At 68.7% G+C, this 20648-nt stretch carries 19 protein-coding genes; 3 read left to right on the plus strand and 16 right to left on the minus strand.

Going from position 1 to position 20648, the window contains the following annotated elements; genetic code table 11:
• Nucleotides 1-4: 4 nt before the first annotated feature.
• The 11 genes from nuoI to BM394_RS09120 form a co-directional block, all read right to left on the minus strand.
• Nucleotides 5-571, minus strand: a complete 567-nt coding sequence (gene nuoI, locus BM394_RS09070; RefSeq protein ID WP_092626359.1) for an NADH-quinone oxidoreductase subunit NuoI — start codon at nucleotides 569-571, stop codon at nucleotides 5-7.
• On the minus strand, nucleotides 558-1892 hold the full coding sequence (gene nuoH / locus BM394_RS09075) for an NADH-quinone oxidoreductase subunit NuoH (protein ID WP_092976650.1): 1335 nt from the start codon (nucleotides 1890-1892) through the stop codon (nucleotides 558-560). The genes nuoI and nuoH overlap by 14 nt, the downstream gene beginning before the upstream one ends.
• Nucleotides 1889-4612: an NADH-quinone oxidoreductase subunit G gene (locus tag BM394_RS09080; RefSeq protein ID WP_092976653.1), complete on the minus strand. Its 2724-nt coding sequence runs from the start codon at nucleotides 4610-4612 to the stop codon at nucleotides 1889-1891. Before BM394_RS09080 ends, nuoH begins: the two co-directional genes overlap by 4 nt.
• Entirely contained in the window at nucleotides 4609-5955 is a 1347-nt protein-coding gene (nuoF, locus tag BM394_RS09085) for an NADH-quinone oxidoreductase subunit NuoF (RefSeq protein ID WP_092976656.1), read from the minus strand. Before nuoF ends, BM394_RS09080 begins: the two co-directional genes overlap by 4 nt.
• 9 nt (nucleotides 5956-5964) lie before the next feature.
• Nucleotides 5965-6765, minus strand: a complete 801-nt coding sequence (nuoE, locus tag BM394_RS09090; protein WP_092976659.1) for an NADH-quinone oxidoreductase subunit NuoE — start codon at nucleotides 6763-6765, stop codon at nucleotides 5965-5967.
• The gene (locus BM394_RS09095; protein WP_175530030.1) at nucleotides 6766-8148 is read right to left on the minus strand and encodes an NADH-quinone oxidoreductase subunit D; all 1383 of its coding nucleotides are present in this window, start codon (nucleotides 8146-8148) and stop codon (nucleotides 6766-6768) included.
• A gap of 70 nt (nucleotides 8149-8218) precedes the next feature.
• Nucleotides 8219-8959, minus strand: a complete 741-nt coding sequence (locus tag BM394_RS09100) for an NADH-quinone oxidoreductase subunit C (protein ID WP_092976662.1) — start codon at nucleotides 8957-8959, stop codon at nucleotides 8219-8221.
• Between the two features lie 7 nt (nucleotides 8960-8966).
• Entirely contained in the window at nucleotides 8967-9668 is a 702-nt protein-coding gene (locus BM394_RS23310) for a NuoB/complex I 20 kDa subunit family protein (RefSeq protein WP_092976665.1), read from the minus strand.
• Nucleotides 9669-9761: 93 nt separating this feature from the next.
• Nucleotides 9762-10127, minus strand: coding sequence for an NADH-quinone oxidoreductase subunit A (locus BM394_RS09110; protein WP_092626373.1), 366 nt, complete (start codon nucleotides 10125-10127; stop codon nucleotides 9762-9764).
• 159 nt (nucleotides 10128-10286) lie between these two features.
• Nucleotides 10287-11585, minus strand: a complete 1299-nt coding sequence (locus tag BM394_RS09115) for a geranylgeranyl reductase family protein (RefSeq protein ID WP_092976668.1) — start codon at nucleotides 11583-11585, stop codon at nucleotides 10287-10289.
• Between the two features lie 537 nt (nucleotides 11586-12122).
• Complete coding sequence (locus BM394_RS09120) at nucleotides 12123-12812, minus strand: demethylmenaquinone methyltransferase (RefSeq protein ID WP_092976671.1); 690 nt, start codon at nucleotides 12810-12812, stop codon at nucleotides 12123-12125.
• A 461-nt stretch (nucleotides 12813-13273) separates the two neighbouring features.
• Between BM394_RS09120 and BM394_RS09125 the strand changes: the two genes are divergently transcribed.
• Nucleotides 13274-14113 carry an inositol monophosphatase family protein gene (locus tag BM394_RS09125; protein ID WP_092976674.1) on the plus strand — a complete coding sequence of 280 codons (840 nt, stop codon included), beginning with the start codon at nucleotides 13274-13276 and terminating at the stop codon, nucleotides 14111-14113.
• A 15-nt stretch (nucleotides 14114-14128) separates the two neighbouring features.
• Here the strand turns inward: BM394_RS09125 and BM394_RS09130 are convergent, their stop codons facing one another.
• From BM394_RS09130 to BM394_RS09140, 3 genes are all read right to left on the minus strand, one after another.
• A complete protein-coding gene (locus tag BM394_RS09130) occupies nucleotides 14129-14773 on the minus strand; it encodes a hypothetical protein (protein WP_092976676.1) in 645 nt (214 codons plus the stop codon).
• Between the two features lie 233 nt (nucleotides 14774-15006).
• Nucleotides 15007-15957, minus strand: a complete 951-nt coding sequence (paaC, locus tag BM394_RS09135; protein WP_092976679.1) for a 1,2-phenylacetyl-CoA epoxidase subunit PaaC — start codon at nucleotides 15955-15957, stop codon at nucleotides 15007-15009.
• Nucleotides 15958-16123: 166 nt separating this feature from the next.
• A complete protein-coding gene (locus BM394_RS09140) occupies nucleotides 16124-16618 on the minus strand; it encodes a DUF3592 domain-containing protein (protein ID WP_245780068.1) in 495 nt (164 codons plus the stop codon).
• A gap of 425 nt (nucleotides 16619-17043) precedes the next feature.
• On the opposite strand from BM394_RS09140, the gene BM394_RS09145 reads away from it, so the two are divergent.
• Nucleotides 17044-18249: an isochorismate synthase gene (locus tag BM394_RS09145; RefSeq protein ID WP_425427652.1), complete on the plus strand. Its 1206-nt coding sequence runs from the start codon at nucleotides 17044-17046 to the stop codon at nucleotides 18247-18249.
• Between the two features lie 42 nt (nucleotides 18250-18291).
• On the opposite strand, the gene BM394_RS09150 is transcribed toward BM394_RS09145, so the two are convergent.
• Together BM394_RS09150 and BM394_RS09155 are read right to left on the minus strand one after the other, a co-directional pair.
• Nucleotides 18292-18492, minus strand: coding sequence for a PqqD family peptide modification chaperone (locus tag BM394_RS09150; RefSeq protein ID WP_092976685.1), 201 nt, complete (start codon nucleotides 18490-18492; stop codon nucleotides 18292-18294).
• A gap of 224 nt (nucleotides 18493-18716) precedes the next feature.
• Nucleotides 18717-20237 carry a M1 family metallopeptidase gene (locus BM394_RS09155; protein WP_092976688.1) on the minus strand — a complete coding sequence of 507 codons (1521 nt, stop codon included), beginning with the start codon at nucleotides 20235-20237 and terminating at the stop codon, nucleotides 18717-18719.
• A 151-nt stretch (nucleotides 20238-20388) separates the two neighbouring features.
• Between BM394_RS09155 and BM394_RS09160 the strand changes: the two genes are divergently transcribed.
• A complete protein-coding gene (locus BM394_RS09160) occupies nucleotides 20389-20634 on the plus strand; it encodes a hypothetical protein (RefSeq protein ID WP_092976691.1) in 246 nt (81 codons plus the stop codon).
• Nucleotides 20635-20648 lie beyond the last annotated feature (14 nt).

Consider the following 20648-nt stretch of genomic DNA (forward strand, 5'->3'; position numbering starts at 1 on the left):
GTCATCACCGAACGGCCTCCTCGCCACCGGTCTCGACCGTGGTGCCGTCGGGTACTCCCTGCCCGCGGGCGAGTTCCGGTCCGTTGACGTAGTAGTCCTGCTCGTCCTCACCCAGCCGCATGTCGTGCGGCGGCTGTTCCATACCGGGCAGCAGCGGCGCGAGCAGGTCCTCCTTGGTGTAGATCAGGTTCTGCCTGTTGTCATCGGCCGTTTCGTACTCGTTGGTCATCGTCAGCGCCCGTGTCGGGCACGCCTCGATGCACAACCCGCAGCCGATGCAGCGCAGGTAGTTGATCTGGTAGTCGAAGCCGTAGCGCTCACCGGGCGAGTACCGTTCGTCGTCGGTGTTGGTCCCGCCTTCCACGAAGATCGCGTCGGCTGGACACGCCCACGCGCACAGCTCGCACCCGACGCATTTCTCCAACCCGTCCGGATGCCGGTTCAACTGGTGCTTGCCGTGGAACCGGGGAGCCGGGATCTTCTTGACCTCGGGGTACTCCTCGGTCAGCACCGTTTTGAACATCTTGGACAGGGTGACGCCGAAGCCCTTCAGGGGATCAGTCATTCCCATCGGGTGCCTCCTTCGTTGAGCTGGTGGGCTCTTGCCCGGCTTCCGGCAGCCGGGATCGCGTACCCGTGGTGGCCGAAACCCTGGTCTCCCTGGGGGTTTCGGGGACCTTGAGGTCGAGCGGCGGCACGGGGTGGCCGCCGCCGGACAGCGGTGCCCGCGGTTCCTCCTGCTCCTCCTCCGGCGGTTTCCGGTCCGGCACGAGGAAGGCCACGATCAGCAGCAGCACCACGATGCCGCCACCGATGAACAGGAACTGCTGCGAGCCGAGCAGGTCGGCGTTGCGTATGCCCCGGATGGCGGTGACCGCGCAGATCCAGACCAGGCTGAGCGGCACCAGTATCTTCCAACCGAGGTTCATGAACTGGTCGTAGCGCAGCCTCGGCAGCGTGGCGCGCAGCCAGACGAACACGAACAGGAAGGCCAAGGTCTTGCCCAGGAACCACAGCACCGGCCACCAGCCGGTGTTGAGGACCCCGTCGCCGATCAGGTACAGCGGCCAGGGAGCGTGCCAGCCGCCGAGGAACAGCGTGGTCGCCAGGGCCGAGACGGTGACCATGTTGATGTACTCGGCCAGGAAGAACAGCGCGAACTTCAGCGAGGAGTACTCGGTGTGGAACCCGCCGACCAGCTCGGACTCGGCCTCCGGCAGGTCGAAGGGCGCCCGGTTGGTCTCGCCGACCATCGCGACGGCGTAGACCAGGAAGCTGAACGGCAGCAGCGCGAAGAACCAGCCGTTCTGCTGCGCGGCCACGATTCCCGAGGTGGAAAGCGTGCCCGAGTAGAGGATGACCGCGATGAACGAGAGTCCCATCGCGATCTCGTAGGAGATCACCTGCGCGGCGGAGCGCAGCGCGCCGAGCAGTGGGTAGGGGGATCCGGACGACCAGCCGGCCAGCACGATGCCGTAAACCCCGACGGCGGCGCAGGCCAGCACCACGAGCAGGCTGACCGGCAGTTCCACCAGCTGTAGCGCGGTGGGCTCGCCGAAGATGGTGACTTCGCCGCCGATCGGGATGACCGAGAACGCGACCAGTGCCGGGGTGGCCGAGATGACCGGCGCGAGGATGTAGATCCACTTGTCGGCCATCACCGGGCGGATGTCCTCTTTGAACGCGAGCTTGAGCCCGTCGGCCAGCGACTGCAGCATCCCGAAGGGCCCCGCGCGGTTCGGCCCGGGCCGCTGCTGCATCCTGCCGATGACCCTGCGCTCGGCCCAGATGGTCAGCAACGTCATGACCACCAGGAAGGCGAACGTGGCCACGACCTTGATCAGGATGAGCCAGATGGGGTCGTCGGAGATCAGCCGTGCCGTCTCGTTCATGCGACACCCCCATCGGTGCCGGTGTGGCCGTTGCCGTTCGGACCGTGCCCGGCGGCACCGAGACCGCCCGCGCCGTGACCGTTGGCAGCGTCGTTGTGACCGTTGGCAGCGTCGCTGTGACCATTGGCAGCGTCGTTGTGACCATTGGCGCCGTGGCCGTTGGTCACCGCCGCCGAGACCGCCTCCCCGGCCGCGGTTTCATCCGGTTCCGGGCTTTTCGGTCCACCACCGGGCGGGGGCAGTGGACCGGCCGCGAGGCCGACCACCGTGCCGTGCCCAGCCCCGAGCACGCTCCGGACCTTGGCCGGTCCCGAGTTGCCCGGCAACCAGACCACGCCGTCCGGCATCTCGACGATCTCGGACTCCAGCGCGACGGTCCCCCGCTCGGTGCTGACGCGGACCGGCTGGTGCGGTTCGATGCCGAGCCGCCGCGAGGTGTCCCGGGAGATCCGCGCCACGGGTGGCCGGGCCGTACCCGCGAGATTCGGTTCGTCGTGCTGCATCGAACCGTTGTCCAGCAGGTGCCGCCAGCTCGCCAGCAGCGCTTTGTCCCCGACCGGTTCGTCGACCGGCTCGGCCGGTATGTCCGGTGGCTTCGGCCGGGCTCCGGGATTCGCACCCAACCGTTGGATCTCGGCGGCCACCGCCGCCGGGGTCTGGGTGAACAGGTCCACGTCCATCTCCACCGCGAGGGTGTCCAGCACCCGGCAGTCCGGCAGCGCGCCGGTGCCCTCGATGGTGATCTCGAACTCGCGGGCACGGCCCTCCCAGTTGAGGAACGTCCCGGACTTCTCGACCGTGGGCGCGATGGGAAGCACCACGTCGGCGTGCTCGGTCACGCCGGAAGGGCGCAGTTCGAGGCTGACGACGAATCCGGCCGACCGGAGCGCGCGGCGCGCCTGCTCGGGATCCGGCAGATCGTCGGGATCGACCCCGCCGACCAGCAGGCCGGACAGCTCACCGGACTCCGCCGCGGCGAGGATGCCGTCGAGCTCCCGGCCGGGGATGCTGGGCAGGCTGCCCTCCGGGACACCCCATGCCCGCTCGATCCCCGAGCGCACCACCGAGTCGGAGACGGGTCGGCCGTTGGGAAGCAGCGTCGGGAGCGTCCCCGCCTCCACCGCACCGCGTTCCCCGGCACGGCGCGGGATCCAGGCGATGCCCGCGCCGGTGCGTTCGGCCACCCGCATCGCTGCGGTGTAGACCCCGGAAACCTGGGAGCACCGCTCGCCCAGCAGCAGGACGGCACCCGGTTCGGACAGCGCCTGTTCCACTTCGGGCGGAAGTTCGTACAGCGCGGCGGCCTCACCGCCCGGCAGGCAGGGCAGCAGTCCCCCGCTGTGGATGGGGCTGCCGGAGTCGACGATGTCGGTGGTCTTCTCCACACCGGGCGAGTCCCACTGTCCGAGGTGGAACACCCTGGTGCTCCCGTCGCGGGCGGCCTTGCGCAACCGGAGGAAGACGATGGGCGACTCCTCCTCGGGCTCGAAGGCCACGCACAGCACCGTGGGGGCCGCTTCCAGCGAGGAGTAGCTGACGCCGTCCTCCGGCCCGGTTCCGACCACCGAGGCACCCAGGAAGTCGAGCTCCTCGGTGGAGTGCGGCCTGGCGCGGTGATCGATGTCGTTGGTGCCCAGCGCCATCCGGGCGAACTTCCCGTAGGCGTAGGCGTCCTCACGGGTGAGCCTGCCTCCGGGCAGCACCCCGACGCCGCCCGAGTCGCGCGCGGTGAGCAGCCCGTCCGCCGCCCGGCGCAGCGCCTCGGTCCAGGAGGTCTCCCGCAGCTCACCCGACTCCGCGTCCCGCACCATCGGGCGGGTGAGCCGGTCGCTGGCGGTCGCGTACCGGAACGCGAAGCGCCCCTTGTCGCAGTTCCACTCCTCGTTGACCTCGGGGTCCTCACCCGCCAGCCTGCGCATCACCTTGCCGCGGCGCCAGTCGGTGCGCTGCGAGCAGCCCGAGGCGCAGTGCTCGCAGACACCCGGGGTGGACACGAGGTCGAACGGGCGGGAGCGGAATCGGTAAGCCGCGCTGGTGAGCGCTCCCACTGGGCAGATCTGAATGGTGTTGCCGGAGAAATAGGACTGGAACGGCTGCTGCTCGCCGATGCCGATCTGCTGCGTGGCGCCGCGTTCGAGCAGTTCGATGAACGGGTCACCGGCGATCTGCTTGGAGAACCTGGTGCAGCGCTGGCAGAGCACACAGCGCTCCCGATCCAGCAGGATCTGCGAGGAGATCGAGACGGGTTTGGCGAAGGTGCGCTTCTTGTCCACGAAACGCGACTCGCTGCGCCCGTGCTTGAGCGCCTGGTTCTGCAGCGGGCACTCCCCGCCCTTGTCGCAGACGGGGCAGTCCAGCGGGTGGTTGATCAGCAGCAGCTCCATCACACCCTGCTGGGCCTTGTCGGCCACCTGCGAGGTCTGCTGGGTGTTGACCACCATCCCGTCGGCCACCGCCGTGGTGCAGGAGGCCGCGGGTTTGGGCATCGGTTTGCCGTTGACCTCGACCTCGACCAGGCACTGCCTGCAGGCACCCGCCGGGTCGAGCAGCGGGTGGTCGCAGAACCGGGGAATCACGATGCCCAGCCGCTCGGCGGTACGGATCACCAGCTCGCCCTTCGGGGCGTCGACCTCGATACCGTCGATGGTCAGCCGGACGTGCCCTTCCGGTACCGGACGGGACTGCGCGGTGTCGTTTCCGGAAGCGGATGCCACCGTCATCGGGCCACTCCTGCCAGTGCGGGTTCCTCTGTCGTGTCCTGCCCGCGGTTGCTCTCGCACAGAGCGAGGAACTCTTCGCGGAAGTACTTGATGCCGCTGGTGATCGGGCTGACAGCGCCGTCACCCAGCGCGCAGAACGAACGGCCGAGCACGTTGTCGCAGACGTCGAGCAGCGTGTCGATGTCCTGCTCGGTGCCGTGCCCGTCCACCATTCGCTCCAGCACCTGCGCCAGCCAGAAACACCCCTCGCGACACGGGGTGCACTTGCCGCACGACTCGTGCTCGTAGAACTGGGTCCACTTCATCACCGCCCAGGGCACGGAGACCGTCTCGTTGAAGATCATCAACGCGGTGGTGCCCAGCATGGATCCGGCCTCGGTAGCCCCCTCGAAGTCGAGCGGCACGTCGAGGTGGTCGGCGGTGAACAGCGGGGTGGAGGAGCCGCCCGGAGTCCAGAACTTCAGCGGGATCCCGTCCTTCATGCCGCCCGCCAGTTCCAGCAGTTCCCGCAGCGTCGTGCCCAGCGGAGCCTCGTACTGCCCGGGACGTTCCACGTGCCCGGACAGCGAGAAGATCTTCGGCCCGGGGGACTTCTCCCGCCCCATGGCGCGGAACCAGTCCGAACCGCCGTTGACGATGTAGGGCACCGAGGCGATCGTCTCGACGTTGTTCACGGTGGTGGGAGACGAGTACAGCCCCGCCTGCGCGGGGAAGGGCGGCTTCAACCTGGGCTGGCCGCGCTTGCCCTCCAGCGAGTCGAGCAGCGCGGTCTCCTCGCCGCAGATGTAGGCACCGGCTCCGGCGTGCACCACCATGTCCAGGTCGAACCCGGAGTCCAGGATGTTCTTGCCGAGGTAGCCCGCGTCGTAGGCCTCGCGCACCGCGTGGTGCAGCCTGCGGATGCAGTGCAGCGCCTCACCGCGCACGTAGATCATGCAGGTGCTCGCCCGCATCGCGTAGGCGGCGATGACGCAGCCCTCGATCAGCGAGTGCGGGTCGGCCATCATCAGCGGGACGTCCTTGCACGTCCCCGGTTCACCCTCGTCGGCGTTGATCACCAGGTAGTGCGGCCGGGAACGGTCCTTGGGCATGAAGCCCCACTTCACCCCGGAGGGGAAACCCGCACCGCCCCTGCCGCGCAGTCCCGCGGTCTTGACCAGTTCGATGAGCCGGTCGGGCTCGGCCGAGAGCGCGGTGCGCAGCGCGGTGTAGCCCTCCAGCTGCTCGTAGGTGCGCAACGACCAGGACTCCGGGGACAACCAGCGCCGGGTGAGCACGGGAGTCAGCGGACTCACCGCGGCCCGTTCCGGGGCGCTGCCGTCTGATGCGTTCGCTTCGGTCATCGCCTGCCCTCACTTCTTCTCCGGGATGGGCGGAAATTCGACCTCGTCGGGCATCGGTGGTGCGTTCCAGCCCTGTTCACGGGCGAGCTCGGCACCGCGCACCGTCTCGGGGGCCGCGGCCGACGACTCGGCGGCCTCCTCCGCGCCGGGTCCGTCGAAGAACCCGGCGAGCTGGCGCTCGGTGTCCCGGAAGTCGGTCAGCGGCGCGCCGCGGCTGGGCAGTGGCCGTTCACCGCGCCGCAGCGCCCGAACCGTCTCCAGCGCGCTCTCGGCCGTCTGGTTGTCGAAGTACTCGTAGTTGACCTGCAGCACCGGCGCGAAGTCGCAGGCCGCCAGGCACTCGGCGTGTTCCAGCGTCACCGAGCCCTCGGCACCGGGGGTGCCCGCGGTCTCCTCGTGTCCGGCGCCCAGCTCCTCGGACAGCGCACGGTAGATGCCGTCGCCGCCCATCGCGGCGCACAGCGTGTTGGTGCACACGCTGACCAGGAACTGCCCGCACGGTTGCCGCTTGTACATCGTGTAGAACGTGGCGACCGCGTTGACCTCGGCGGTGGACAGCGCGAGCCGCTCGGCGCAGAACCGCATTCCCTCGGCGGTGACGTGCCCCTGCACCGACTGCACCAGGTGCAGCATCGGAAGCAGCGCCGAGCGGGCCTCGGGATAGCGCTCGATGATGCTTCGCGCCTCGGCCCGGACGCGTTCGCCGAACACCGCCTCCCCCGCCGCGGCTTGCTCCGCCGACTCGGCCGGGGACTGCCCACCAGGGGTGAGCACGTGCTCGGTGGTCGTGTAGTCGAACTGCTCGGTCATCTAGCGGTCCACCCCACCCATCACAGGATCGATCGAGGCCACGACGGCGATCACGTCGGCGACGAGCCCGCCTTCGGCCATCGCCGGGAACGCCTCCAGGTTCACGAAGCTGGGGTCACGGACGTGCACCCGCATCGGGCGGGTACCGCCGTCCGAAACGTGGTGGTAGCCCAGCTCGCCCCTGGGAGCCTCGACCGGCGTGTACGTCTGGCCCGGCGGGACGTCGAATCCCTCCGTGACCAGCTTGAAGTGGTGGATCAGCGACTCCATCGACTGACCCATGATCTTGCGGACGTGGTCCAGCGAGTTACCCATGCCGTCCGGCCCGATGCTCAGCTGGGCGGGCCAGGCGATCTTGGGATCGTCGACCATGACCGGCCCGGGCTCCAGTTTGTCCATGCACTGCCGGACGATCCGCAGCGACTGCCGGATCTCCTCCACCCGCAGCAGGAACCGCGAGTAGCAGTCGGCATCGGTGCTGGTGGGAACCTCGAAGTCGAACTGCTCGTAACCACAGTAGGGCTCGACCTTGCGCAGGTCCCAGGCCAGTCCGGCCGAACGCAGGATCGGACCGGTGGTGCCCAGCGCCAGGCAGGCGTCCAGCGGCAGGTAACCGACGCCCTTGAGGCGTTGTTTCCAGATCGGCTGGCCGCTGAACAGCTTGTCGTAGTCGGGCAGCCGGTTCTCCATGACCTTGCAGAACTCCAGGACCTTCTCCCTGGAGTTCTCCGGGATGTCCTGGGCGACCCCGCCCGGCCGGATGAAGGCGTGGTTCATCCGGAGCCCGGTGAGGAACTCCAGCAGGTGCAGCACCTCTTCGCGGTCGCGGAACCCGAAGGTCATGCCGGTGGTGGAACCGAGTTCCATCGCGCCGGTGGCCAGGAAGACCAGGTGCGAGGAGATCCGGTTGAGCTCCATCAGCAGCACCCGGATCGTCTCCGCGCGTTCCGGCGCGGACACCCGCAGCAGCTTCTCCACGCCCAGGGAGTAGGCGGTCTCGTTGTGCAGCGGGGCCAGATAGTCCATCCGCGTGACGAACGTGACGCCCTGGGTCCAGGTGCGGTACTCGGTGTTCTTCTCGATACCGGTGTGCAGATAGCCGATCACCGAGCGGGCCTTGGTGACGGTCTCGCCCTCGAGCTCCAGAACCAGCCGCAGCACGCCGTGGGTGGAGGGGTGCTGCGGCCCGAGGTTGATGACGACGCGCTCCTCCTGCTGCGTGTCGTCCAGGAAGTCCTCCCAGTCACCTCCGGTGACCGTGTAGACCCTGCCCTCCGTGGTCTCCCGGGCGGAGGCGGCGAACGGGTCGCCACCGGACCGATCACCGCCGGACCCGTCGCCACCCGGTCGGGAACCGGTGGGGGTTTCGGCGTCGATACTCATGCTGCCTCCTCGAACAGCGCGACCGCCCGGCTCCGAGTCCGGAGGCCGCACCCGATGGATCCAGGCCCGCTCACGTGTAGGACCTGCGCTGGTCGGGCGGTGGAACCTCGGCTCCCTTGTACTCCACCGGGATGCCACCGAGCGGGTAGTCCTTGCGCTGCGGGTGGCCGTCCCAGTCGTCCGGCATGAGGATCCGCGTCAGGGCCGGGTGGTCGTCGTAGACGATGCCGTACATGTCCCAGGCCTCCCGCTCCTGGAAGTCGGCCGTCGGATAGACGTCGACCACCGAGGGAACGTGCGGGTCGGCCACGTCCACGGCGACCTCGACGCGGATCCGACGCCGGTAGGTCAGCGAGGTGAGGTGACAGACCGAGTGCAGCCGCTGCGGCACGTCGGGACCGTAGTCCACCCCGGACAGACTGCTGCAGAGCTCGAACCGCAGCGCGGGCTCGTCGCGGAACGTCCGGCAGATCTCGACCAGATGCTCCCGGTCGACGTAGAAGGTGATCTCGCCGCGGTCCACGGTGATCCGCAGTACCGCCGAGTCCGGGATACCGCGCCGCTTCATGCCCTCGAACAGCTCGTCGGCCACCTCGTCGAACCAGCCCCCGTAGGGCCGTTCCGCCTCCGGTGGCACGTAGGCCGGCACCCGGAGACCGCCGTAGCCCGAGGTGTCCCCGCTGCCGGTCACACCGAACATGCCCTTCCGGGCGCGGCCCGCCACCATCCGCTCGGCGGCCACTTCCTCCGTGGGACCGGTGTGCTCGGCCGCCGTCTCCGGGAGTCCCCCGCTGGATTCGTCACCGCTCATCGCCGAATCACCTGCCCGCCGTCGTCTCGTTCGGTTCCGCGCGGCCGCGGGAGTCACCGGGTGGCAAACTCTCGATCCCGGCGGCGCCCAGCTCGCCCTCCGCGCCCATCTCGCGGCGCTGCGCGTCCTGCTGCCGCTCGGCCATGCGCCGCTTGGAGCCGCTGCGGGGTGCGTACTTCTCGGAGGAGGCGGGCAGTTCCGTGCGGTGCCCCTGCTCCACCTGCTCGGCCGCGCGCTTGCCGTTGATGGGCTCGTCCATGACCTTGGCGTGCAGCTTGAGGATCGCGTCGAGCAGCATCTCCGGGCGCGGCGGACAGCCGGGCAGATACATGTCCACCGGAACCACGTGGTCCACGCCCTGCACGACCGCGTAGTTGTTGAACATCCCGCCGCTGGAGGCGCAGACCCCCATCGCGAGCACCCAGCGGGGCTCGGGCATCTGGTCGTAGATCTGCCGCAGCACCGGGGCCATCTTGTTGGTGACCCGACCGGCGACGATCATCAGATCGGCCTGCCGGGGCGTGGCCGAGAACCGCTCCATCCCGAACCGGGCGATGTCGTAGCGGGAACCACCCACGGTCATCATCTCGATGGCGCAGCAGGCCAGCCCGAACGTGGCGGGCCACATCGAGGTCTTACGGGTCCAGTTGACGAGTTTTTCCACATTGGCCAGCAGGATGCCGTTGGGCAGGCTTTCCTCAAGCCCCATCTCGGCACTCCTTCCCACGAGTCGCCCCGGCGAACGGGGCACCACCGATCCCGACGCGCCCGCACCGGGCGGCTGTCGTACTCACTTCGCCGGTCAGTTCCAATCGAAACCACCACGCCGCCACACGTAGAGATCGGCGAAACCGAAGGTCAGGATGAACAGAATCACCGCGACCACGCCGTAGAGCCCGAGAGCGTCCGCGGAAACGGCGTAGGGGAACAGAAAGACCATCTCGATGTCGAAGAGGATGAACATCATGGCCGTCAGGTAGTAGGCGACCGGCATCCGGCCACCGCCACCGACCGGCTGCGGCGAGGGTTCGATCCCGCACTCGTAGGCGTCGAGCTTGGCCTTGTTGTACCGACGCGGACCGACCAGCGGCGCGATCGCGACGGAGAACGCGGCGAAGCCGAACGCCAACGCGAACATCAGCACCAGCGGGATGTAGGGATCCAGCACTGTGCCTGCCTCCTTAATCCAGTTCCCGCTACGCCCCGAGCGAACTCGGCGACCACACTCAGCACTTTATGCGCCCGGTTGTACGCACCTCGTATTGAGGTGAACCTAACTTTATGAATTACGGCACAAAGTCGCCGAAATCTGATCAGACGGGCGCCCTCAGGCGCTAGGTGTGAGCCGAGTAGTGGTACTTATCACACGGTCCACGGCGTCACCTCCCCTGCTGTCGTAGAGGTTGGCCAGCAGCTTGAGCACGAAGCGCATCAGCGACTCGCGGGGGAGTCCGTACTTGGTGGCGGTGCGCATCACCGTCGGATGACCGATGATCTTGCTGAACAGGTTTCCCATCCGGAAGTAGCCGCCCAGCGACTCGGCGACGGCACCGGGGTAGCGGGCCAGCGCGCGCTCCCTGGCCGCGGCGTCCGTACGAGACCTCGCCTGGATCACGCACTCGGCTGCCAACCGGGCCGCCTCCATCGCGTAGGCGATCCCCTCGCCGTTGAACGGGTTGACCATTCCGCCGGAGTCGCCGACCAACAACAGGCCGGAGCTGTAGTGCGGCATCCGGTTGAACCCCATCGGCAGCGCGGCACCGCCGATCCTGCCGGTGGCGTTGGCCTCCCGAAGTCCCCACTCCTCCGGGGTGCCGTCCAACCAGGTGCGGAGCAGCGCACGGTAGTCGGTCTTGCCGTACGCCTTCGAGGTGGACAGCACACCCAGCCCCACGTTGACGGTGCCGTCGCCCATGCCGAAGATCCAGCCGTAGCCGGGCAACAGCTCGGCGCCCTTCGGATTCGAGTTGTTCCAGAGCTCCACGTGCGACTCCAGGTAGTCGTCGTCGGCGCGTGGGCTCTCGTAGTAACGCCGGACGGCCACCCCCATCGGGCGGTCCTCCCTGCGCTGCAGGCCCATGGACAGCGCCAGCCTGCCGGAAACCCCCTCGCAGGAGATGACCAGCGGGGCCCGGTAGCTGACCTCGGCGCGCTCCGGTCCGGACTTGGCGTGCACGCCGGTGATACGACCGGTTCGCTCGTCGGTGATGGCCTCGGTCACCGAGGTCCGCTGCACCAGCCTCGCTCCCGCCCGCTGCGCGTGGCGTATCAGCAGGTCGTCGAAGTCGTTCCTGGGCCGGACGACGCCGTAGGGCGGGTACTCGGCCAGTTCCGGCCAGTCCATCTCCAGCCGCACGCCGCCCCCGACGACCCGGAGCCCCCGGTTGTGCAGCCAGCCCGCTTCCGGGCGGGTGTCCACCCCGAGGTCGATGAGTTCCTTGACCCCGCGCGGTGTGATTCCGTCGCCGCACACCTTCTCCCGGGGGAAGGCGCTCTTCTCCAGGACGAGAACGTCCAGCCCCGCCTTGGCGAGGTAGGTGGCTGCGGTGGCCCCCGCCGGTCCCGCTCCGACGACGATGACCTCGGCGTCGTCGGTGGCCCGGCCTCGGATGGGGGTGGTTGTCATGGTGCTCCTTGTCCAGCCTTGCTGTTCGGATCGACGTCGTTCCCCTCCGATGATCCCGGCGGAACACGCCGCCGCACCGCCCGAGCGACATCGGCGACCTTGTGAATAAGTTCACTAACGAGTCTAGGACGGACATCCCGCGCGATCGAGACATCGCGAGCGAAAGAAACTCACGGCCGCGGCGGAAGCAGCGCGGGAGGCACGAACGCGGGCAGGCACGGAACACGGCATCGTCCGCCCGAAACAGTGACGGTCACTGCTTCCTTCGGGGGATCCGAGTACGCCGTTCGGGGGTGTCGATTTCTCGCGAAATCGCCGCGCCGCTGGGGTGGCACGGTGCCGCACTCCGACCACCCTCGCAGGCCGAACTCCAGCCACCTACGCAATCGGCACCGCCGCGGGTTCTCCCGTGCGGCTCTCGCGAGGACGCCGGAGACGTTGTGTGGTACCTACCCGATGTCTCCGGCCCCGCGGCGAGAGCCGTGCGAGAGGTTCCGCCGAGTGAGCAGTCGAAGCAACCCGACCGGAAGAGTTCGATCAGTAAGGTTTGCGGGCGTGGTGCAGGGCTACGATTCCTCCGGTGAGATCCCGCCAGGCCACCTCGGACCAGCCGGAGCGGGCGATCGTAGCGGCGAGCTCCCGCTGATCGGGCCAGGCGAGGATCGACTCGGCCAGATAGACGTAGGCGTCCGGATTGCTGGCGACGGTCCGTGCGACCGGCGGGACCGCGCGCAACGCGAGGTTGCGATAGGCAGCGCGCAACGGCCTGTTGGTGGGGGTGGAGAACTCGCAGATCACCAGCCTGCCACCGGGACGGACCACGCGGGCCATCTCCCGCAGCCCGGCCTCGGTGTCGGCCAGGTTCCGCAGTCCGAACAACATGGCGACTCCGTCGAAAGCACCATCGGCGAACGGGAGCCGCAGCGCGTCGGCGGCCACCATCGACAGCTCCCGGTGCTCCCCGGCCGCGAGCATCCCCAGTGAGAAGTCGGCGGCCACGCAGTACGCACCACTCCGGGAGAACTCGGCGGTGGAGACGCCGGTGCCGGCGGCCAGATCCAGGATCCGCTCCTCGGGAGCCGGAGCGAGCGCCCGACGGGTGGCGTCCCGCCAGTGGCGGTCGAGCCCGAAGGAGAGCACCGTGTTGGTGCGGTCGTAGCCACGGGCGACGCCGTCGAACATCGCCGCTACCGCACGGGGATTCCTGTCCAGGCCGGCTCGAGACACACCCGCACTTTACTAGTAGGAGTCGGCGACCCGGTTTCCGCAGGTGTCCACTCGGCGGAACCTCTCGCACGGCGGTGCCGAGTGCGTGCATGGCTGGGATTCGGCACGCGTACGTGGTCGGAGTTCGGCTCTGCGTAACAACGGCCCGGCGATTTCGTGGGAAATCGACGGTAACCGGGCCGCGTGGTGGTGACCGCTATCCGACCCGGTGCCGCCGCACCGTGGGACCGGCGATTTCGTGGGAAATCGACGCCGTTGCCCCCGAAAGCGGTACCGCGTCCCGGGTTGAGCGATTAGAATCCCTCTCGGCCGATCGGGCGTGGCACGCACTGCGTGTGGGCCAGTCGGCCCGGACCACCCGCACCGCTCCGTACGCCACCCGGGATTCTTGACCGGAGCATCGCCGCGCGTCCACACGCAATTGGTCTGCCGGTTACCCATAGCGACCACAATGGTGCGGTATGAGTGTTTCGCCTCCCCCGAAGACCGGCCGTGCGGAACAGGCCCTGATCTCACGCGCCTTGGAGACCGCGGGGCGGCTGGCCAACGAAGCGGCCGATGTCATCACGGCAACGGCGGGACACGACACACCACCGTCGGAGCCGGACTCCCCCTTCGACTGGGTCACCGATGTGGGACGCACCCTGGAACGCCACACCCGGAGAATCCTGGCGGAGCACTTTCCGGGAATACCGGTGTACGGCGAGGAGTTCGACGCGGCCGCGTTGGGCGGGGGACAGGGCGGTTTCCGCTGGGTGGTCGACCCGGTGGACGGCACCGCGAACTACGTCGCCGGAGTGCCCTGGTGTGCCTACAGTCTGGCGATGCTCGACGCACAGGGGCCCGTGGTCGGTGTGGTGGCCGATCCCTACCGGGCGCAGATATACGCGGCCGCTCGCGACCGGGGGATGCGGGCGAACGGAAAACCGGTGCGGTTGACGGAAGCGCGTTCCCCCAGGGCGAGCATCGTCTGCACCGAGTTCACCAGGTACGGCCCCTGGCGGGGTATGGACAGGTTCATAACCAACGCCGCTGCCGATCACGTGGGGGTTCGGGTTCTCGGCTCACCCGCGCTGGCGATCACGCAGGTGGCGCTCGGGCAGGCGGTGGCCGCCGTGCTTCCCTCCTACGGGGAGTGGGATGTGGCGGGAGCGCTGGCCCTCGCCGTGGAGTCCGGGGCCAACGTGCTGGACAGCTACGGAAGGCCCGCCTCGCTGCCGCACGACGGTCTTCTGGTGGCCGCTCCCGGGATCACCGAGACCGCGTTCGGCTGGTGGTGGCACGCATCGGGAGCGGGCTGATCAACAGTCCACCGTTCAGACCCGCGCCCTCACCAGCGAGGGCGTCTCGGGCGTTCCGCCCGAACCGGCCCTTCCCTCCAGGATCGCCGACATCGCGGGCAGCAGGGGGAATCGCTCCCGCAACGCGGCGATTCGCCGCTGTGCGTGCTCCTGGTCGGCCCCCGCGGCCAGCTCGGCGACCACACCTGCCAACTGGTCTCCCAGTTCGGTGAACCGCGATACCGCCATCACGACACCGCCCTGGATCCTGCGGAGCGCGACGCGCCGTGTCGAATCGGCGGTGGCGACCGTGGAGTCACCGGCGTCGAGCTCACGGGCGAGCTGCACCAGCGTTCGTACCGTGGGCAGCTCGGCGTCCATGCGGTAAACGACCTGCCGCAACCCGCGACGCACCGGTAGCGAGGAGACCGTGTCGGCGGCTCGAACCGCCCGGTGCACGGCCTGCTCGCACCGGTTGAGTTCGCACAGCCACGCGTCGCGGTGCTCGGTCAGCGCGTGTTCGAGCCCGCCACGGGCGTCGGTGCTGGTGCCCGACGTGGTCTTCGGCGGCTCTTCGGGGACCGGAGGCGCGCTCGACGAACGTCGAGCCAACACCCCCAGGAGCACACCGAGCACGCCGGCGGCCAACGCCACGATCAGGTGCGTCCAGAATCCGCCCATTTCCCGCGGTGCCCTTCGCTCGAACTCCCCCTGGCCGTGTACCGGGGTTCCTCCTGATCGGAACGGATGGAACGCTCCGCTCCACGAGGACTCCCGAGGCGCGCACTACGCCACTCGAAGAGTGTGCCCGGAGAACGGTCCGGTTCGCTTGGGGGAAAGTACTCAAATATCGACCGGTGGAGTCCCCACCGGTTCTCGGATTCCCGACGGGCTCTCGGGTTCCGAACGGCCGCTCAGGCCTCGACCGTCTCGTACTGCCGCATCTCGGCGAGCAGGAACTCCAGCGCGGTGGTGTGCACACCGGTGCGTCCCAGCGGCTCCACGTCGTCGTGGAAGACCCGCGCGTCGGGCGGTTCCAGTCGCGCCACCGAGAGCACTTCGTCGAGCAACGCCGCCACTTCGGTGCGCAGCCCGGCCGGATCCACCGCGAAGCCGAGGTCGGCCAGCCTGCGCTCCACGGGGTGTGGGACGAACAGTTCGCCGGTCATCGGCCAGACCCGAGCCAGCCCGGTGCTCATCCGCTCCCGCGAGGCGGACGTGCCGTCGCCGAGGCGGATAACCCACTGCGCGGCGTGATCGCGATGTCCGCGCACTTCCGGCAGCGCCACCCGCGCCAGTTCCGAGAGCACCGGATCACGGCTGGCGACGAGCTTGCCGAACAGGGCTGTTCGCCAGGCCGCGCAGACCATCAGCCTGGCGATGGAGACGGCGAAGTCCCCACCCGCTCCGGGGCCGCAGTCGAGCTCGACGAGCCGGACGTTGCGGAACTCCTCCACGCCTCGTTCGTGCGCGAGCAGGTTCTCGTCGCGCCCGCTGTCCTCCACGGTCGCGGCGCGGTGCAACAGCTCCCTGGCGTGGCCGAGCGACTCCAGCAACATGCCGACCTGAACACAGTCCTCCTCCAGGTCGGGAGAGTGCTGGCACCAACCGACCTGACGTCGTGCCAGCACGAGAGCGTCGTCGCCGAGCATCATGCAGTAGACCGAGAGGTCGGCAGCGGAAACATCGTCCGGAACCCCGCGATCCGTCGACGTCAGTGGGGTGCCCGCGGCCCGCACGGTCCAACGCTGCTGTTCACCGAGGGGATTGGAAATGCTTTCGGGCGTGGCGGTGCCCCCGCCTTCACGAGCTCCCCGCCGTTCGGGGAACCACCTCGGTGCGTCGCCGATTCCGGAAGTAACCATGGCCGCCCCCGTTCCGCCCCGGTCCGCTCGGCTCCGGTCCACTCAGCCCGAACCGCGGGATGCCACTTCGGCCGTCAGCACTGGTTGGGCTGTCAGCGCCGGGTCACACCGCCATTCTCCCACCGCAACGCGATACCCCCAATAGAGTGAAGAACAGTGGGGCGCCTCAAGCGCGGACAGTGCGCCGCGTCAGCCAGTAAGCGGGCAGCACGATCGCCCACAGCACCGCCAGCGCGCTGCCGACGGGCAGCAGCGCCACCGACATGTTCCTGCCCGCCACGCGCACCAGATCCGGGTTCCCCCTGTCGAACTCGACGCTGACCAGCTGCCCCTCCTGCAACCCCACGGGATAGAGCACGCCGTTCGGCGGGGTGTACACCCGGCCACTGTCGGTGTTGAACCGGACCACGGTACGCAGGTAGGACTTCTCCACGACCTCGGCCGAGGCGGTTCCCATGTCCTGTTCGATGCTGCGGTCGTCGATGTGGCAGGCCAGCAACAACGCCAACCCGAGGGCGGTGAAGAAACCACCCACCGCCAGCACCAGCGACGGCGCGAGGCGCCGGAACCCGCGTGGAAACCACCGCGTTCCCGAACGGTTGTCGGCGCTGTTCGGTTCCGCGGTGCCGACCGTCCGCTCCGATTGCGTCTCGCCAGTCACGACCAGTGATTGTAGTGCGCCCGGCGAACCGGATCACGAGACGACCCGTTCGAAAACCCGGGGCGAGGCCCGCCCTCCCCGGTCCGAGGACTTTCCCCGCGGAGCTCCCGCTCGCTCGTGCGGGTATTCGAAGACACTGTTCCGAGCAGGTCACCGGCTCGCGCGACCAGGCGGTTCCGTGACGCGCTCCGCGCGTCAGGACCGACGTCACGTGCGCGCCACCCCGTTTCGCGTCGCGATGTACGGCGCGCGTTTCCCGTGACGGCCGACACCTCCGAGGTGGCGGCGGGCACGCGCGAGGCGGGTGTCACCCGACAGAGTCGCAGGACACCTACCCTCGAAACGTGGACCACTTCCAGCAGAATCTGACTGTCCGCACACGTAGGGTTCCGTCTCCAGAGGGACACTACGATCTTTTGGACCTGTTGCCCGAAGGGATATCACCCGATTCGGGGCCGCTTTGCTGGACGCGACACGGTGAAGGGGTGGTCGGCTGGGGAGAAGCGCTGCGCATCGAGACGGAGCGCGAGGAGCGGTTCGTGGCGGCGGACGAGCGGTGGCAACGGCTCGCGGCGCGGATGGAGGTCGACGACGAGGTGAGGCTGCCGGGGACGGGTCCGGTGGCCTTCGCCAGCATCGCCTTCGGCGACGATCCCGGTTCGTCGGTGCTGATAGTCCCCGAAGTCGTGCTCGGGCAGCGCGGCGGGGTGCGTTGGATCACCACCATCGGTGAGCACGACCGGCGGCTTTCCCGTGCCGCTCCCGCACGGGCTCCCGGCACCATCCGCTACAGCGACGGGGAGTTCCCCACCACGCGTTACCGGCAGGCGGTGGCCGAGGCGGTACGCCGAATGCGCGGCTCGACCGAACTGAGCAAGGTGGTGCTGGCGCACGATCTGCTGGCCACCACCTCGGAACCGCTGAACTCGCGCTACCTGCTCGGCAACCTCGGCAGGCGCTACCCCGGGTGCTGGACGTTCGCGGTGGACGGGCTGGTGGGAGCCACGCCGGAATTACTGCTGCAGCGCAACGGCAACGAGGTGAGTTCCCGGGTGCTCGCCGGGACGGCTTGGCCGCACGAGGGGCGCACCCAGCGGCAGCTGATGTCGGAGCTGCTGGGCTCGGCGAAGAACCGTGGGGAGCACACTTACGCGGTGCGTTCACTGGCGGACGGGCTGGAGCCGTTCTGCAAGGAGCTGGACGTGCCCACCACCCCCGAGGTGCTGCGACTGCGCAACGTGATGCACCTGGCTTCGGACGTCTCCGGACAACTGGACCCGATGCTCGCGCAGAACGGCCACGCCGGGCTGCTGCGACTGGTGCAGTCGGTGCATCCCACGGCCGCGGTCGGCGGAACCCCGACGGCGGGCGCGATCGAACTGATCGACGAGCTGGAGGAGATGAACCGGGAGCGCTACGCGGGACCGGTCGGCTGGGTGGACGCCGACGGCAACGGGGAGTTCGGTATCGCACTGCGCTGTGCACGGATCACGTGGCACTCCGGCGAGGGGTCGCGGGCGCGGTTGTTCGCGGGCTGCGGCGTGGTTCCCGACTCCGATCCGGACACCGAGGTCACCGAGGCGGAGGCGAAACTTCTCCCCGTCCGGGAGGCTCTGGAAGGGGTGCGTTGAACGCGGATGCTCGTGGGCGCCGAAGTCCCTCCCGGGGAGTTCTCACTCGTGATCGGCGAGGCACGCGGCGCGTAGTTTCCGCAGCACCGCGTTCACGTCGTCGGCGGCCGCACCGGGATCCGCCCGGTAGGCGATGATCAGCTTCTCGGTCACACGCTCGGGATCCTCACCGTTGAGCAGATCGCGCAACACCCTGGCTCCGGTCGTGTTGAGCTGTCCGGACTCCTCGTCGTGCAACAACATCCTTCTCGGACCTCCACGAGCCCGCCCGACCGAAGACACGGCTCCGCGAATCCACAGCGGACCGATCCGGTCCTTTCACTCGAAGGCTAGCGGGGTCTCCGGGCACCGCAAAGCCGCCGCACCGGAATTCACGCGAAGGTACGACTCGCCTCGATGTCGAGGGGCCGCGAAGAACCGTCCCCGCCCGCGCGGTGCGAGCGGGGACGGTGGCGGAACCCGCGGGTTCAGCCGCGGTCGTGCATCCCGGCCAGCAACTCGTGAGTGTGGTTCAGCTGCTCGACCGCCTTCGGCGCGGACGCGTCCGCGGTCCGCGCGGCGGCGGTCCGGGGAACCCCGGTCGCACTGCCCACCCGAGGTTTGCCCTCGCTGAACAACCACTCGTCGAAGAAGCCGTCCAGCCGCTGTCCGGAAACGCGCTCGGCGTGCTCGATGAACTCCGGCACGGTGGCGTTGCCGCCCCGGTTCCGCTCGAACCAGGTTCGCACGGTGCGCAGCATCTTCGCGTCGCCGATCCGGTTCCGCAGGGCGTGCAGCGTCATGGCCCCGCGGTTGTAGACCGAGGCGTGGAAGAGGTCCTCCTTGCCGGGGCCACCAGGCGTGACCTGCCAGAACGGCGAGTCGGCCGGGTACGACGAGTAGTAGTGGTCGAACAGCTCCTGGGCCGTTCCGTTCCCCTCGTGCTCGGCCCACAGCCATTCGGCGTAACTCGCGAAACCCTCGTTGAGCCAGATGCTCGACCAGTCGTCCAGCGCCACCGAGTCGCCGAACCACTGGTGCGCGAGCTCGTGGGTGACCACCGAGGTGTTGGAACCGATCCGGAAGAAGTTCGGGCTGTAGACGGGCCTGGTCTGGTTCTCCAGGGCGAACCCGAGCCCTTCGGCGGGCACCACACCGCCCTGGGTCTCGAACGGGTACGGTCCGACGATTTCCGAGAGGAATTCCAGGATCTCGGGAGTGCGTTCCAGACTGGCCTCGGCGGGCCCCTTGATGTCACCGAGCCCGTCGGCGTAAGCGGTGATCATCGGCTGGTCGAAGGCACCCTTCTTGCTGTGCACGTCGTACTGCCCGATGGCCAGGAACGCGAGGTAGGTCGCACTGGGGCTGGGCATGCGCCAGTTCCAGCGGGTCCAGTCGCCCTGGCGGATACGAGCGGTCATCCTGCCGTTGGAGAGCACTTCGGTTCCGTTCGGCACGGCCACCGAGATGTCGAAGGACGCCTTGTCCGAGGGGTGGTCGCTGGCGGGGAACCACCACTCGGAGATCAGGGGTTGTCCGACCGCGACGGCACCGTTCTCGGTGCGCTTCCAGGGGGTCTGCCCGTCGACCTCCACTGTGGATGGTTTGTCGGCATAGCTGACCACGAACGTGGCCAGGCTCCCCTCCGGCAGTGCTCGCTTCGGTGTGACCGTCACCTCGGTGGCGCCCTGCCGCTCGACCCGCGCGGGCGCTCCGTTGACCCGCACGGACCGAATCTCCAGCGCGAAGTCCAGGTTGAACGAGCTCAGGTCCTCGGTCGGTTCGGCCACGATGGTCGTGGTGCCGCGCAGCAGGTCGTTCTCCGGCTGGTAGCGCAGCCGGATGTCGTAGTGGGACACGTCGTAGCCGCCGTTGCCCGCCTCCGGGTAGTACGAATCGCCGACGCCGGGTGCGCCCGCGCCGCCGGTTCCCGCCAGGGCCGGGGCCGCGAGAACCACCGTCGCGGCGCAGGTGGCGACAGCGGTACGTAGCGCTCGTCTCCGCAACAAGTGACAACTCCTAACACGGTGCTCGATCCGGAACACAACCAGTGATCATACGCACACGAAACGGGATCGGAGCGGATCAGCGGGCACCGGTCGAACATCGAACCGTGGGCGGCCCTGTCGGCCCCCGGAGGCTCGGACACACAATGCGGGCATGTCGAACAGCACACGGGGAACCTCCCCGAGCGTCCGTCCGATCGGGAACACCGCCCTGCTCGCGGCCGGAGTCGTCACCGCGATACAGCTGTCGACGGACAGTCCCGCCGCGGCAGGCCCTTACGTCGTGGCCCTGCTGCTCTGCGTGCTGGGAACGGGACTGCGGATCGAGTCGGCGATACGGGAACGCGTGCCGGAAACGAATCCGGATACGACAACACGCCAGGACCACACGAGTGGGTGACGTTCTTCGTGGCA

Origin of the sequence: Actinopolyspora lacussalsi subsp. righensis (assembly GCF_900116555.1) — a bacterium.
GTDB classification, from domain to species: Bacteria; Actinomycetota; Actinomycetes; order Mycobacteriales; family Pseudonocardiaceae; genus Actinopolyspora; species Actinopolyspora lacussalsi.

Bases quoted from the DNA above. Each gene is read 5' to 3' on its own strand.
- nuoI (WP_092626359.1), bottom strand. From the start codon at position 571: ATGGGAATGACTGATCCCCTGAAGGGCTTCGGCGTCACCCTGTCCAAG.
- nuoH (WP_092976650.1), bottom strand. From the start codon at position 1,892: ATGAACGAGACGGCACGGCTGATCTCCGACGACCCCATCTGGCTCATC.
- BM394_RS09080 (WP_092976653.1), bottom strand. From the start codon at position 4,612: ATGACGGTGGCATCCGCTTCCGGAAACGACACCGCGCAGTCCCGTCCG.
- nuoF (WP_092976656.1), bottom strand. From the start codon at position 5,955: ATGACCGAAGCGAACGCATCAGACGGCAGCGCCCCGGAACGGGCCGCG.
- nuoE (WP_092976659.1), bottom strand. From the start codon at position 6,765: ATGACCGAGCAGTTCGACTACACGACCACCGAGCACGTGCTCACCCCT.
- BM394_RS09095 (WP_175530030.1), bottom strand. From the start codon at position 8,148: ATGAGTATCGACGCCGAAACCCCCACCGGTTCCCGACCGGGTGGCGAC.
- BM394_RS09100 (WP_092976662.1), bottom strand. From the start codon at position 8,959: ATGAGCGGTGACGAATCCAGCGGGGGACTCCCGGAGACGGCGGCCGAG.
- BM394_RS23310 (WP_092976665.1), bottom strand. From the start codon at position 9,668: ATGGGGCTTGAGGAAAGCCTGCCCAACGGCATCCTGCTGGCCAATGTG.
- BM394_RS09115 (WP_092976668.1), bottom strand. From the start codon at position 11,585: ATGACAACCACCCCCATCCGAGGCCGGGCCACCGACGACGCCGAGGTC.
- BM394_RS09125 (WP_092976674.1), top strand. From the start codon at position 13,274: ATGAGTGTTTCGCCTCCCCCGAAGACCGGCCGTGCGGAACAGGCCCTG.
- BM394_RS09130 (WP_092976676.1), bottom strand. From the start codon at position 14,773: ATGGGCGGATTCTGGACGCACCTGATCGTGGCGTTGGCCGCCGGCGTG.
- paaC (WP_092976679.1), bottom strand. From the start codon at position 15,957: ATGGTTACTTCCGGAATCGGCGACGCACCGAGGTGGTTCCCCGAACGG.
- BM394_RS09150 (WP_092976685.1), bottom strand. From the start codon at position 18,492: ATGTTGTTGCACGACGAGGAGTCCGGACAGCTCAACACGACCGGAGCC.
- BM394_RS09160 (WP_092976691.1), top strand. From the start codon at position 20,389: ATGTCGAACAGCACACGGGGAACCTCCCCGAGCGTCCGTCCGATCGGG.